This window comes from Streptomyces sp. NPDC006435 (genome assembly GCF_040612315.1).
Lineage (GTDB): Bacteria > Actinomycetota > Actinomycetes > Streptomycetales > Streptomycetaceae > Streptomyces.
The window spans coordinates 404,047-416,980 of sequence record NZ_JBEXPY010000001.1; the positions used below are offsets into that span (position 1 = coordinate 404,047).

Annotated in this window: 11 protein-coding genes and 3 tRNA genes; 5 read left to right on the forward strand and 9 right to left on the reverse strand. The window is 71.0% G+C overall.

The genetic code is table 11. The annotated features are described in order from the left end of the window. Positions 1–15: 15 nt before the first annotated feature. On the forward strand, positions 16–1,479 hold the full coding sequence (locus ABZZ04_RS01815; protein ID WP_356930194.1) for a N,N-dimethylformamidase beta subunit family domain-containing protein: 1,464 nt from the start codon (positions 16–18) through the stop codon (positions 1,477–1,479). Positions 1,480–1,654: 175 nt separating this feature from the next. Continuing rightward, the gene (locus ABZZ04_RS01820; RefSeq protein WP_356930195.1) at positions 1,655–2,569 is read left to right on the forward strand and encodes a phosphoribosylaminoimidazolesuccinocarboxamide synthase; all 915 of its coding nucleotides are present in this window, start codon (positions 1,655–1,657) and stop codon (positions 2,567–2,569) included. 60 nt (positions 2,570–2,629) lie between these two features. On the opposite strand, the gene ABZZ04_RS01825 is transcribed toward ABZZ04_RS01820, so the two are convergent. The 8 genes from ABZZ04_RS01825 to ABZZ04_RS01860 form a co-directional block, all read right to left on the reverse strand. Next, positions 2,630–2,702: transfer RNA gene (locus ABZZ04_RS01825), tRNA-Gly, on the reverse strand. 22 nt (positions 2,703–2,724) lie between these two features. Next, positions 2,725–3,336 (reverse strand): response regulator transcription factor, encoded by a 612-nt coding sequence (locus tag ABZZ04_RS01830; protein ID WP_356930196.1) that lies wholly within the window; start codon positions 3,334–3,336, stop codon positions 2,725–2,727. Further along, a complete protein-coding gene (locus tag ABZZ04_RS01835; protein ID WP_356930257.1) occupies positions 3,333–4,733 on the reverse strand; it encodes a histidine kinase in 1,401 nt (466 codons plus the stop codon). Before ABZZ04_RS01835 ends, ABZZ04_RS01830 begins: the two co-directional genes overlap by 4 nt. Positions 4,734–4,752: 19 nt before the next feature. Further along, the gene (locus tag ABZZ04_RS01840) at positions 4,753–5,520 is read right to left on the reverse strand and encodes an ABC transporter permease (RefSeq protein WP_356930258.1); all 768 of its coding nucleotides are present in this window, start codon (positions 5,518–5,520) and stop codon (positions 4,753–4,755) included. Positions 5,521–5,600: 80 nt separating this feature from the next. Then, positions 5,601–6,629, reverse strand: coding sequence for an ABC transporter ATP-binding protein (locus ABZZ04_RS01845; RefSeq protein ID WP_356930197.1), 1,029 nt, complete (start codon positions 6,627–6,629; stop codon positions 5,601–5,603). A gap of 205 nt (positions 6,630–6,834) precedes the next feature. Continuing rightward, a tRNA-Gly gene (locus ABZZ04_RS01850) sits at positions 6,835–6,907 on the reverse strand. 95 nt (positions 6,908–7,002) lie between these two features. After that, positions 7,003–7,074: transfer RNA gene (locus ABZZ04_RS01855), tRNA-Gly, on the reverse strand. Positions 7,075–7,329: 255 nt separating this feature from the next. Continuing rightward, entirely contained in the window at positions 7,330–7,665 is a 336-nt protein-coding gene (locus ABZZ04_RS01860) for an Lsr2 family protein (RefSeq protein ID WP_356930199.1), read from the reverse strand. A gap of 392 nt (positions 7,666–8,057) precedes the next feature. Between ABZZ04_RS01860 and purS the strand changes: the two genes are divergently transcribed. Genes purS through purL form a run of 3 tightly spaced genes read left to right on the forward strand, consistent with a single transcriptional unit; the run spans position 8,058 to position 11,247 of the window. Continuing rightward, positions 8,058–8,324, forward strand: coding sequence for a phosphoribosylformylglycinamidine synthase subunit PurS (gene purS / locus ABZZ04_RS01865; protein WP_283852935.1), 267 nt, complete (start codon positions 8,058–8,060; stop codon positions 8,322–8,324). Next, positions 8,321–9,001 (forward strand): phosphoribosylformylglycinamidine synthase subunit PurQ, encoded by a 681-nt coding sequence (purQ, locus tag ABZZ04_RS01870; protein WP_356930200.1) that lies wholly within the window; start codon positions 8,321–8,323, stop codon positions 8,999–9,001. Before purS ends, purQ begins: the two co-directional genes overlap by 4 nt. Then, the gene (purL, locus tag ABZZ04_RS01875) at positions 8,998–11,247 is read left to right on the forward strand and encodes a phosphoribosylformylglycinamidine synthase subunit PurL (RefSeq protein WP_356930201.1); all 2,250 of its coding nucleotides are present in this window, start codon (positions 8,998–9,000) and stop codon (positions 11,245–11,247) included. The genes purQ and purL overlap by 4 nt, the downstream gene beginning before the upstream one ends. A gap of 120 nt (positions 11,248–11,367) precedes the next feature. On the opposite strand, the gene ABZZ04_RS01880 is transcribed toward purL, so the two are convergent. Continuing rightward, positions 11,368–12,888 (reverse strand): MFS transporter, encoded by a 1,521-nt coding sequence (locus ABZZ04_RS01880; RefSeq protein ID WP_356930202.1) that lies wholly within the window; start codon positions 12,886–12,888, stop codon positions 11,368–11,370. Positions 12,889–12,934: the final 46 nt, after the last annotated feature.

Below are 12,934 nucleotides of genomic sequence, written 5' to 3' on the forward strand. Positions count from 1 at the left end.
AGGGAGGGGACGGGTATGGGGGCGGAGCAGATTCGACGTTGGGAGTCGGGTGCCCTCGCGCACGCCGTCTCCGACCCCTTCGGCCAGGGCCCCCTGCCCTGGCTGCGCGGCAGCGAGAACTACTTCGACGACACCGGGCACGTCGTCCCCTGGTACGCCGATCCGGCCCTGACCCGCGGTTCCACCGACGGCGGCACCCGTACCGCCGACGACGTGCACCGGCAGATCAAGGGGTTCATCTCCACGGGCGCCGCCGCCCCCGGCGAGGCGGTCGACTTCCACATCACCGTGAACCCGCCCCGGCAGTTCTCCGTGGACATCTACCGCATCGGTCACTACGGCGGCGACGGCGCCGCCAAGATCACCACGAGTCCCCGGATCTCCGGCATCGTGCAGCCCGCCCCGCTCGCCGCCGACCGCACGGTCTCCTGCCACCACTGGTGGCAGTCCTGGCGCCTGCAGATCCCGAGCTACTGGTCGATCGGCGCGTACGTGGCCGTGCTCACCACGGTCGACGGGTACCGCTCCCACATCCCGTTCACGGTCCGCGACGAACACCCGGCCGATCTGCTGCTGGTGCTGCCGGACATCACCTGGCAGGCGTACAACCTCTACCCGGAGGACGGCCGCACCGGCGCCAGCCTCTACCACGCCTGGGACGAGCAGGGCCGTCTCCTGGGCGAGGAGGACGCCGCGGTCACGGTCTCCTTCGACCGCCCCTACGCGGGCGCGGGACTGCCGCTGCACGTCGGACACGCCTACGACTTCATCCGCTGGGCCGAGCGGTACGGCTACGACATCGCGTACGCGGACACCCGCGACCTGCACGCCGGCCGCGTCGACCCGAGCCGGTACCGGGGCCTGGTCTTCCCCGGCCACGACGAGTACTGGTCGGTGCCCATGCGCCGTACCGTCGAGAGCGCCCGCGACGGCGGCACCTCACTGGTGTTCCTCTCCGCGAACACCATGTACTGGCAGGTCAGCCTCTCCCCGTCGCCGTCCGGCGTCCCGGACCGCCTGCTCACCTGCCGAAAACGCCGCGGCCCGGGGAAACCCGCCCTCTGGCGCGAGATCGACCGCCCCGAGCAGCAGGTCCTGGGCATCCAGTACGCGGGCCGGGTGCCCGATCCGCACCCCATGGTCGTACGGAACGCCGAGCACTGGCTGTGGGAGGCGACGGGTGCCCGGGAGGGCGACGAACTCGACGGGCTGGTCGCGGGCGAGGCCGACCGCTACTTCCCGCGCGTCGCGCTCCCCGAGCACGAGAGCCGCATCCTGCTCGCCCACTCCCCGTACCTGGACAGCGAGGGAGTCAGACGCCACCAGGAGACGTCCGTGTACCGCGCCCCGTCCGGCGCCATCGTCTTCGCCTCGGGCACCTTCGCCTGGTCCCCGGCCCTGGACCGCCCCGGCCACGTCGATCCCCGCATCCAGCGGGCCACGGCCAATCTCCTCGACCGCATCTGCAAACGCGACTGAGCCGCTCCCCCTCGCGCGCCGGCGAGACGCACGAGACCTGCGAGACGTACGAGATGTACGAGACGCGCGAGACCCGGGACGCGGCGGTCGGCGCCGCGGACGCCCCCGCTCCACTCCACCGCACCCGATACGGGAGAATCGGTACGACTCCTGGATCAACCTACGCGGAGGCAGCGTGTCCGGATTTGTAGAAAAGCCCGAACCAGTACAGGTCCCGGGGCTCACCCACCTGCACACGGGCAAGGTGCGCGACCTGTACCGGAACGAGGCGGGCGACCTCGTCATGGTCGCCAGCGACCGCATGTCCGCGTACGACTGGGTCCTGCCGACCGAGATCCCGGACAAGGGCCGGGTGCTCACCCGTCTCTCGCTGTGGTGGTTCGACCAGCTCGCCGACCTCGTGCCGAACCACGTCCTGTCCACGGAGCTCCCCGCCGGGGCCCCCGCCGACTGGGCCGGCCGCACCCTGATCTGCAAGTCGCTGCGGATGGTCCCGGTCGAGTGCGTCGCCCGCGGCTACCTCACCGGCTCCGGCCTCGTCGAGTACAAGGAGTCCCGCACGGTCTGCGGCCTCCCGCTGCCCGAGGGGCTGGTCGACGGCTCGGAACTCCCGGAGCCGATCTTCACCCCCGCCACCAAGGCGGCCGTCGGCGACCACGACGAGAACGTGAGCTACGAGGAGGTGGCCCGCCAGGTCGGCGAGGAGACCGCCGACCGGCTGCGCCGCACCACGCTGGACGTGTACGGCAGGGCCCGTGACATTGCGCGCGAGCGCGGGATCATCCTCGCCGACACGAAGTTCGAGTTCGGCTTCGCGCCCGCGGCCGACGGCACCGAGGAACTGATCATCGCGGACGAGGTGCTGACCCCCGACTCCTCGCGCTTCTGGCCGGTGTCCGGCTGGGAGCCGGGCCGGGCCCAGCCCAGCTACGACAAGCAGTTCGTGCGCGACTGGCTGACCTCGCCGGCCTCCGGCTGGGACCGCAGGAGCGAGCAGCCGCCCCCGGCCCTGCCCCAGGAGATCGTGGACGCGACCCGGGCGAAGTACCTGGAGGCGTACGAACTCCTCACCGGCACGCCCTGGCAGTAGGACCGCCGAGGAACACGAAGAAGCCCCCGACCGGAAGGTCGGGGGCTTCTTGCCGAACAGAGCGGACGACCAGGTTCGAACTGGCGACCTCAACCTTGGCAAGGTTGCGCTCTACCAACTGAGCTACGTCCGCAAGCGCCGAAGCGCGAGACCCACTATACCCATCCCCGCTCCCGTGCGAGACGCACCGCGGCATGCCGGTTCTCCACCCCGAGCTTCGAGACGGCCGCCGACAGGTAGTTCCGGACGGTCCCCTGCGACAGCGAGGCCCGCTCCGCGATCTCCGCGACGGGCGCTCCGTCCGCCGCGAGTTCCAGCACCTCGGTCTCCCGGGCGGTCAGCGGCGAGTCCCCGGAGGAGATCGCGTCGGCCGCCAACTCCGGGTCCACGTAACGGTTTCCGGCATGCACGGTGCGGATGATCCCGGCGAGCTGACGGGCGCTGGCGGTCTTCGGGACGAAGGCCCGCACGCCTGCCGCCAGTGCCCGCTTGAGGTGTCCGGGCCGGCCGTGACTCGTCACGATCATCGTCCGGCAGTCGGGCAGTTCGGTCCGCAGGGATGTGGCGACACTCACACCGTCGGCACCGGGCATCTCCAGGTCGAGGACCGCCACATCGGGCCGGTGGGCCCGTGCCATGGCCAGCGCCTCCGGCCCGGTCGCCGCCTCCGCGACGACCACGAGGTCGTCCTCCAGGGCCAGCAGCGCGGCCAGCGCACCCCGGATCAGGTGTTCGTCGTCGGCGAGCAGCACCCGCACGGCCGTCATCGTCGTTCCTCCTGGAGGGTGGTGGGTGCCGCGACCCCCGGAACCACCCGTGCTTCTTCCGACGCCGTTCCCGGCACTGCTTCCCCTGCCAGTCCTGTGCCTGTCGCTCCTGCTCCCGCTCCCGGCTTCGCTCGGGACGGCGTCCCGGTCTCCGCGCCGGACAGCGGGACCGTCGCCGTGAGCCGGAACAGGCCGTTGCCCGCCGGGCCGGCGTCCAGTGAACCCTCCAGCGCGCGGAGCCGCTCCCGCAGTCCGGCCAGTCCGGAACCCCCGGTCCCGGAGCCGTCGGCCGCCCCGGCCGCCCCGCCCGGTGCCGCCGCCACCCCGTCGTTCTCCACCTGGAGCACCACCTCGTCCGCAGAGGACCCGATCCGGATCGTGCAGCGGCGCGGATCGCCGTGCCGCAGCACATTGGTCGCCGCCTCCCGCACGACCCAGCCGAGCGCCGCCTGCACGGGCGCTGGCAGTTCCCCGCCGGTGGCCCCCCGCACCTCGCACTCGATCCCGGCCGCGCTCAACACCCCGCGGGCCCCGGCCAGTTCCGTGCTCAGATCGGCCTCCCGGTAGCCCCGTACGACATCGCGCACCTCCTGCTGGGAGGTACGGGCTATCCGCTGCACCTCGACCATCTGGTCCACCGCCTCCGGCCTGCCGCGCTGAGCCAGTTCCGCGGCCAGTTCGCTCTTCAGCGCGATCACGGCGAGATTGCGGCCCAGCACGTCGTGCATGTCCCGGCCGAACCGCAGCCGCTCCTCGGCGACCGCGAGCCGGGCCTGCAGGTCCCGGGCCTCCTCGGCCTGCCACATCACGCTCAGGCTCCAGGCGCTGGGCCGTACGGAGATCAGGATGATCGCGCAGCCGAAGAGCGCCGTCAGCGCCACCCCGCCCAGCAGCCCGCCGCGCACCCCGACCGCGGCGAGGACGCCGACGCTCAGCGCGGCGAGGGCGAGCGACTGGAGCAGGAAGGTGCGGACCGGGACCAGCAGGGTATGTGTCGTCGCGAACGCCGCCGGCATGTTGATGACCATGAGGAGCAGCCCCGCGTCGCTCACCCCGTCCACCCCGGCCAGCGCCGCCAGCAGCCCCAGGCTCACCAGTACCAGTACCAGGGGCGGCAGTTGCCGACGCCGGGGGAAGACGTCCTTGCCGAGGTAGTGCCCGTACGACAGCCGTATGTTGCGGTTGCTCAGCAGGCACTGCGCGAGGCTCACGGTCAGCAGGGCCAGGCCCAGCGCCAGCGGCAGCGGCTCGTGGCGGATGTCCGACCCGAAGGGGGCCACCTGCCACGCCAGGGTGAAGAACCAGGGCATCACCGAAACGGTCATCCGCGAGTACAGGTCGATCCGCTCCAGCTTGCTGCGCTGCTGCCAGTCGCGGCGCCAGCCCCGCACGAGCACCGACACGGCACGTCCCCCCTCAGCGTCGCGGTTCCCAGCGGAACCAACGCTGCACAGCAAACACGGCGAACGCGGTCCAGGCCAGCCCCGTCAGAGCGGCCACGAGCAGGTCGGAGCCCTCGGCCCCGCCCAGCCAGCCCGCCCGGACGAGCGTCATCGGCCCGGTCACCGGCAGGAGTTCGCACACGGCCGCCACCCGGTCGGGCATGACCTCCACCGGTACGAAGAGCCCCGAGCCCATCATCGAGACGAGGAACAGCGGGAGGGTGGTGAGCTGAGAGGTCTGCACGGTACGGGTGATCGCCGAGGTGGCCCCGGCCAGCGCCGTCAGCAGCACCACGCCCAGCAGCAGCCCCGCCAGGAGCAGATCGGGCCGCTTCGGTGCGTCGAGGTCGAAGAAGACCGTCCCGGCCACGACGATCACCACGATCTGGGCCAGCGCCAGCGCGGCCGACGGCAGCGCGGTCCCGACGAGGATCTCCCGGTCGGTGACCTCGCCGGTGCGCAGCCGCTTGAGGACCAGGTCCTCACGCCGGGCCACGTACGACGAGACCATGTTCATGTAGACGGCCTGGATCAGCACGATGCCGATGCCGCCGGTGAGCGCCGCTCCGGCGAGGCTCAGCCCGCTCCCGTCGAGGATGGACGGCTTGAGCGTCGACTTCATCGCCAGGACCATGGCGGCGGGCATCAGCAGCGCCACGAAGACGGCCGTCCGGTTGCGGGCGAGCAGGGTGACCTCGGCGCGCCCGAGGGCGGTCAGCCGGTCCCGGACCGTGGTGGTCATGGTCCGCCCCGCCGGCGACGGGGCGCCCGCCGCGGTGGTGCCGGTCTTCGTCCCGGTGGTGTCGCCGGTCGTCGTGGTCGTCATCGCACGGCCGCCTTTCCGTTCTCCGTCGCGCTCTGCGCGATGTCGAGGAATGCTTCTTCGAGGGAGGCCGACCGGGCGTCGAGTCCGATCAGCCGGACGTCCGACTGCCTCGCCCAGGTCAGCAGTTCGTCCAGGGACTCCTGCAGTCGGTGGGTGCGGATCTCGACCCGGTCCCCCTCGGCCGCGGCCTGCAGCGTCAGCGGAATCCGTGCCGCCGGGACCCCTTCGGGCAGGGTGAACCGGATGTGGGAGGGGCGGGCGGCCGTCACGTCGGCGGTGGTGCCCGCCGTCACGATCCGCCCCCGGTGCATGATCGCCAGCCGGTCGGCGAGCGTCTCCGCCTCCTCCAGGTAGTGCGTGGTGAGCAGGACGGTGGTGCCGCCGTCGCGCAGCTCGCGCACCAGCTTCCAGGTCTCGCGCCGCCCCTCGGCGTCGAGCCCGGTGGTCGGCTCGTCCAGGAACAGCACCTCGGGCCGGCCGAGCAGGGCCAGCGCCAGGTCGAGGCGGCGCCGCTCGCCGCCGGAGAGCTGCTTGACCCGCACCCGGGCCCGGTGGGAGAGCCCGACCAGTTCCAGCGCCTCGCCGGTCGGCCGGGCACCGCTGGTGCACCCCGCCCACATCCGTACGGTCTCGGTGACCGTCAGGTCGGAGGGGAAGCCGCCCTCCTGGAGCATCACCCCGATCCGCGGCCGGACGAGGGCGCGCTCGCGGAACGGGTCGTGGCCCAGCACCCGGATCGCGCCGGCGTCGGGCGCGGCCAGGCCCTCCAGCAGTTCGACGGTGGAGGTCTTCCCGGCGCCGTTCGTGCCGAGCAGGGCGAAGAGCTCGCCGCGCCCCACGGAGAAGGAGACACCGGCCACGGCCTCGAAACCGCCGGTGTAGCTGCGGTGCACGCCGTCGACCTCGATGACGGGATCGGCCACGGGAACGGCGGGGGAGCCGGCCACGGGACCGGTCGTGGAATCGGTCACGGGGTCGGCTGCGGTGCCGCCCGCGCGGTCGCTGGGAATCTCGTCGCTGGTCATGTCCCCAGACTCCCGCCGGATCGGCGCCGCTCTCAGTGCGGGCTGTCACCACTGCACATGACAAACGTCATGGGCGGCCCCCGGAGGTAACGCGCATCACAGCCGTGACCGCGGGGAACGGCGAGGAGCGGAAGGGGCGGAGGCCGGGAGAATACGGCGAAGGCCCCGGTCGAAATCGACCAGGGCCTTCAACAATCCGATCAAGAGCGGACGACGAGATTCGAACTCGCGACCCTCACCTTGGCAAGGTGATGCTCTACCAACTGAGCCACGTCCGCATTGCTGCCGCTCATTGTACTCCGGAAGGAGTTCTCCGTGCGGTGCGAGCAACACTCTACCCGATCCACCGGAGTGGCCGTTAAGAGCGATGCAGAGCGGGTGACAGGAATTGCACACTGCGCCTTCCCCCTGGAAGGGGGATGTTCTACTACTGAACTACACCCGCACGCTGCTTGGGGTTCGGCTTTTCGGCCTTGCCCCTCGGCGTGCTCCAGACTTTAGCCGACCTGCAGGGGTGTAGCGCAAGTCGGTGCCCGCACGGTGCCGTCGCGGGGTGCTCCGGACGGCCCCGGGAGGACGTTCGGGCCGGTCCGGGCGGGTGGTGCGACCGGGCGGGCGACGACCGGCCGCCGCCCGGCCCGGAGTGCGGCGCCCCGTCGCCCCGGGAGCGGTGCCGGGCCGGAGCGGCGGGCGCCCCGGCTCAACTCGCCTCGCGGAACGCCTCGTAGACCTTCTTCGGGATGCGGCCGCGGGCCGGCACGTCCATCCGGTGGGAGCGGGCCCAGGCCCGTACGGCCGCCGGGTCGGGGGCGAGCGACGTGTGCCGGTACGACACGGGCTTCTTGCCGTGCCTGCCGCCGCCGGTCTGCTTCCGGCCCGCCGCCATGTACGGCGCGAGGGCCTTGCGCAGTTTCTTGGCATTGGACGGATTGAGGTCGATCTCGTACGACTTCCCGTCCAGGGCGAACGTGACCGTTTCCGCCGCTGCTCCCCCGTCGATGTCGTCGAAGAGCGTGACCACTACGCGTTGAGCCACGGATATCGGTCCTTTCCTGCGGCACCGGCGCTTCTGATGCGAACCGATGCCGGCCTACTGGCTGCCAGGGCCTGTCCGGTGGATAGGCGGATACGGGGCCGACGGTTGTCGGCCGTTTAGGGGCAACGCTGCATTCCCCGGTAATCATTTGTACAGCGGTGGGTGCCGCATTGTGAAGCCCACCCAATTGAATCCGCGTGTCAGCCTTCTATGTGTGCTGATGGTGAGGATTTTTTTTGCAGGACTTTCCCCATCCGTTGTCGCCGATATCTCGACGTGATCCGGGAGCTGTGATATCTACTCGCGTAGAATTTCCGGCCAGGTACGCTGAGGGGACCTGCGGGGGTCTGGGGAGCCCCCCGGAGAAACAGCCGCACCACACCAAACCGGGAGTGCCAGTGGCACGCGTCGTAGTCGACGTCATGCTCAAGCCCGAGATCCTCGACCCGCAGGGACAGGCGGTGCAGCGCGCACTGCCCCGTCTCGGCTTCGAGGGAATCGCGGACGTACGTCAGGGAAAGCGTTTCGAGCTCGAGGTCGAGGGGCCGGTCGACGAAGCCGCCCTCGGCCGCATTCACGAGATGGCCGAGACTTTCCTCGCCAACACCGTCATCGAGGACTTCACCGTGAAGGTGGAGAAGGCCGAGGAGTCGAAGTGACTGCTCGTATCGGAGTCGTCACCTTTCCCGGCACGCTCGACGACCAGGACAGCCTGAGGGCCGTACGGGTCGCGGGCGCCGAACCCGTATCGCTGTGGCACCGCGACAAGGACCTGCACCAGGTCGACGCGGTCATTCTGGCGGGCGGCTTCTCCTACGGCGACTATCTGCGGGCCGGTGCCATCTCCCGCTTCTCGCCGGTCATGGAGACCGTCATCGATCAGGCGAAGGCGGGGATGCCGGTCCTCGGCATCTGCAACGGCTTCCAGATCCTGACCGAGGCGCACCTGCTGCCCGGCGCGATGCTGCGCAACAACCACCTGCACTTCATCTGCCGCGACCAGAAGCTGCGCGTCGAGAACGCGGAGACCGCCTGGACCTCGGACTACTCCGCGGGCCAGGAGATCTCCGTACCGCTCAAGAACATGGACGGGCGTTACGTCGCCGACGAGCGGGTGCTCGACGAGCTGGAGGCGGAGGGCCGGGTCGCCTTCCGTTACCTGGACATGAACCCCAACGGCTCGCTGCGCGACATCGCCGGCATCACCAACGCCGCGGGCAATGTCGTCGGCCTGATGCCGCACCCGGAGCACGCCGTCGAGCCGCTGATCGGAACCGGCCGCACCGACGGCCTCGGTTTCTTCACCTCGATCATCAAGAAGCTGGTCAACGCATGAGCCTGGACACGGTCAAGCACGCGGCCGAAACCCCGGACACCGCGCAGCCCTGGAAGGAGCTCGGCCTCAAGGAGGACGAGTACGCCCGGATCCGCGAGATCCTGGGCCGCCGTCCCACCGGCGCCGAGCTCGCCATGTACTCCGTGATGTGGTCCGAGCACTGCTCGTACAAGAGCAGCAAGGTCCACCTCAAGCAGTTCGGCGAGAAGGTCCCCGCCAACGACGCGATGCTCGTCGGCATCGGTGAGAACGCCGGTGTGGTCGACGTCGGCCAGGGGTACGCGGTCACCTTCAAGGTCGAGTCGCACAACCACCCCTCGTACATCGAGCCCTACCAGGGCGCGGCCACCGGCGTCGGCGGCATCGTCCGCGACATCCTCGCCATGGGCGCCCGCCCGGTCGCCGTCGTCGACCCGCTGCGCTTCGGCGCGGCCGACCACCCCGACACCAAGCGCGTCCTGCCGGGCGTCGTCGCGGGCATCGGCGGCTACGGCAACTGCCTGGGCCTGCCGAACATCGGCGGCGAGGTCGTCTTCGACGCCTGCTACCAGGGCAACCCGCTGGTCAACGCCGGCTGCATCGGCGTGATGAAGCACGAGGACATCCACCTGGCCAAGGCCTCCGGCCCCGGCAACAAGGTGATCCTCTACGGTGCCCGCACCGGCGGCGACGGCATCGGCGGCGTCTCCGTGCTGGCCTCGGAGACCTTCGAGTCGACCGGCCCGGCCAAGCGCCCGGCCGTCCAGGTCGGCGACCCGTTCCAGGAGAAGCTCCTCATCGAGTGCACCCTGGAGATCTTCAAGGAGAAGCTCGTCGCGGGCATCCAGGACCTCGGCGGCGCCGGGCTCTCCTGCGCCACGTCCGAGCTGGCCTCCGCCGGTTCCGGCGGCATGCGCGTCGAGCTGGACACCGTGCCGCTGCGCGACTCCTCCCTCTCGCCCGAGGAAATCCTCATGAGCGAGTCGCAGGAGCGCATGTGCGCGATCGTCGAGCCGCAGCACGTGGACCGCTTCCTGGAGATCTGCGAGAAGTGGGACGTCATCGCCACCGTCATCGGTGAGGTGACCGAGGGCTCGCAGCTGGAGATCTTCTGGCACGGCGAGCAGATCGTGGACGTGCCGCCGCGGTCCGTCGCCCACGAGGGCCCGACGTACCACCGCCCGTTCGCCCGCCCGTCGTGGCAGGACGCGCTCCAGGCGGACGACGCCGGCAGGCTGGCCCGTCCGGCGAACGGCGCGGAGCTGCGCGAGCAGGTCCTCAAGCTGGTCTCCTCGCCGAACCAGGCGTCGAAGTCCTGGATCACGGACCAGTACGACCGGTTCGTGCAGGGCAACACCGTGCTCGCGATGCCCGAGGACGCCGGCATGGTCCGGATCGACGAGAAGTCGAACCTGGGCGTGGCCATGGCGACCGACGGCAACGGCCGGTACGCCAAGCTCGACCCGTACACCGGCGCGCAGCTCGCGCTGGCGGAGTCGTACCGCAACGTCGCCGCCTCTGGTGCCAAGCCGCTCGCGATCTCGGACTGCCTGAACTTCGGCTCGCCCGAGGACCCGGACGTCATGTGGCAGTTCGCCGAGGCCACCCGCGGCCTGGCGGACGGCTGCCTGGAGCTGGGCACCCCGGTCACCGGCGGCAACGTCTCGCTGTACAACCAGACCGGCGAGACGGCGATCCACCCGACGCCGGTCGTGGCCGTGCTCGGCGTGATCGACGACGTCACCCGGCGCACGCCGGTCGCCTTCGCGGAAGAGGGCCAGCTCCTCTACCTGCTGGGCGACACGCACGAGGAGTTCGGCGGCTCGGCCTGGTCCGAGGTCGTCCACGGCCACCTGGGCGGCATGCCTCCGAAGGTGGACCTGGGCCGCGAGAAGCTGCTCGCCGAGATCCTGATCTCGGCCTCCCGCGACGGCATGATCGACGCGGCGCACGACCTCTCCGACGGCGGCCTGATCCAGGCGGTCACCGAGTCCTGCCTGCGCGGCGGGAAGGGTGCCCGGCTGGTCGTGCCGGACGGACTGGACGCGTTCACCTTCCTCTTCTCCGAGTCGGCGGGGCGCGCGGTCGTCTCCGTCCCCCGGAGCGAGGAGCTCCGCTTCAACGACATGTGCGGTGCCCGGGGTCTGCCCGTCGCCCGGATCGGTGTCGTGGACGGCGAGGAGATCGAGGTCCAGGGCGAGTTCGGCATCCCGCTGAGCGAGCTGCGCACCGCGCACGAGGAGACCATTCCGGGTCTGCTCGCCTGACGGCGACGGTCCGTGCGCGACGACGGTACGTGCGTGACGACGGTACGTCTGTGACGGGGACGGCCCCGCCCATCCGTGGGCGGGGCCGTCCCCGTGTGCGCGGGGGATGTGCGGTACGCGTCACGCGGGCGTCGGCGCGGCCTGCCTGTCGGTGGGGGAGGACGAGTCCGTCGGGTCCGGTTCCCGGCGGGCCGGGATCCGGAAGGCCAGGACGGTCGCCAGGAGCATCAGCCCGGTCGCGGCCCAGAAGACCACGTTCATCGACGAGACGAAGGCGTCCACCGCCTGCTGGTGGGCGGGCCCGGTCAGCCGGCCGATGGTGCTGGTCGTGCCGCCGGGGCCGCGGGCCGCGTACACCCGGCTGAGCACGGTGCCGAGGACGGCCGCGCCCAGGGCGCCGCCGAGGGTCTGGAAGAACCGGACACCGGTGGTGGCCACACCCAGCTGACCGGCCGGCGCGGTGTCCTGGACCAGCTGGATCAGCTGTCCGACGAGCTGCCCGAAGCCGACGCCCATCAGCAGCATCATGGCGCGGACCGCCCAGAGGCCGGTGTCCGCGGTGAGCGTGGCGAGCAGGGCCAGGGCGGCACAGGCACAGGCGCTTCCGCTGATGACGAAGGTCCGCTGCGACCAGCCCGCCGAGGCGAGCCTGCCGGAGAACAGCCCGATGACGGTCATGCCGATCGCCATCGGGACCAGGAAGAGCCCGGCGGAGGAGGCGCCGACGCCCCGTACGACCTGGAGATAGATCATCACGTAGATCAGCGAGCCCATCATGGCGGCGCCGACCAGGCCCTGGACGGCGAAGCCGTACCGGAGTTCGCGGATCTTGAACATGGTGAGCGGGAGCACCGGTTCGGCCGCGGTGGCCTGACGGCGCAGGAAGAGGACGAGCAGGACGGCGCTGCCCGCGATCAGCCCCACGACCTGCGGGGACGACCAGGCGTAGTCCTTGCCGCCCCACTGGGCGACCAGCAGCAGCGCGGTGGAGAGGGCGGCCGCGAGACCGGCGCCCAGGAAGTCGATCGTGCGGCGGGCGGTGCGCACGGGCAGCCTGAGCACGCAGACCGCGGCGACCAGCACGGCGAGGCCGACGGGCAGGTTGATGTAGAAGATCCACCGCCAGTCGGCGTGGTCGGCGAGCAGTCCGCCGAGCCATGGCCCGAGCGCCATCCCGGTGCCCGCGACGATCCCGCCGATGCTGCCGCCCTTGCCGCCGTCGTCCTTCCCGGGGCCCTTGAGCTCGCGCAGCACGACCATGGTGACGCTCATCAGCCCGCCGCCGCCGATGCCCTGGAGCGCGCGGGCGGCGATCAGCCGGCCCATGGACCCCGCCATCCCGCACAGCACCGAGCCGGTGAGGAAGACGGCGACGGCCCCGATGAAGACCTTCTTGGCGCCGAGTACGTCGCAGAGCTTCCCGTACAGCGGCAGGGCCGCGGTCGCGGCGAGCTGGTACGCGGCGATCAGCCAGGGGATCTTGTCGACGCCGTGCGCCGGATCGAGCTCGCGGACGATCGGCACCGTCGCCGACGAAACGATGTTCGTGTCGAGCACGGCCAGCAGGATCGTGGCGATGCAGAGCACGAAGCCGATCAGACGCCGACGGTCGGTCATGGCTGTGGGCATGGCTGTGGTCATGGCGGCTCTCCCCTCCCGGGCGGCTCGGCGCCGCCGTGGTCCGGCA

What these genes read in the sequence shown, in the direction of transcription:
- ABZZ04_RS01815 (WP_356930194.1), top strand. Translation starts at nt 16, where the DNA reads ATGGGGGCGGAGCAGATTCGACGTTGGGAGTCGGGTGCCCTCGCGCAC.
- ABZZ04_RS01830 (WP_356930196.1), bottom strand. Translation starts at nt 3,336, where the DNA reads ATGACGGCCGTGCGGGTGCTGCTCGCCGACGACGAACACCTGATCCGG.
- ABZZ04_RS01840 (WP_356930258.1), bottom strand. Translation starts at nt 5,520, where the DNA reads ATGACCACCACGGTCCGGGACCGGCTGACCGCCCTCGGGCGCGCCGAG.
- ABZZ04_RS01845 (WP_356930197.1), bottom strand. Translation starts at nt 6,629, where the DNA reads ATGACCAGCGACGAGATTCCCAGCGACCGCGCGGGCGGCACCGCAGCC.
- purL (WP_356930201.1), top strand. Translation starts at nt 8,998, where the DNA reads ATGAGCCTGGACACGGTCAAGCACGCGGCCGAAACCCCGGACACCGCG.
- ABZZ04_RS01880 (WP_356930202.1), bottom strand. Translation starts at nt 12,888, where the DNA reads ATGACCACAGCCATGCCCACAGCCATGACCGACCGTCGGCGTCTGATC.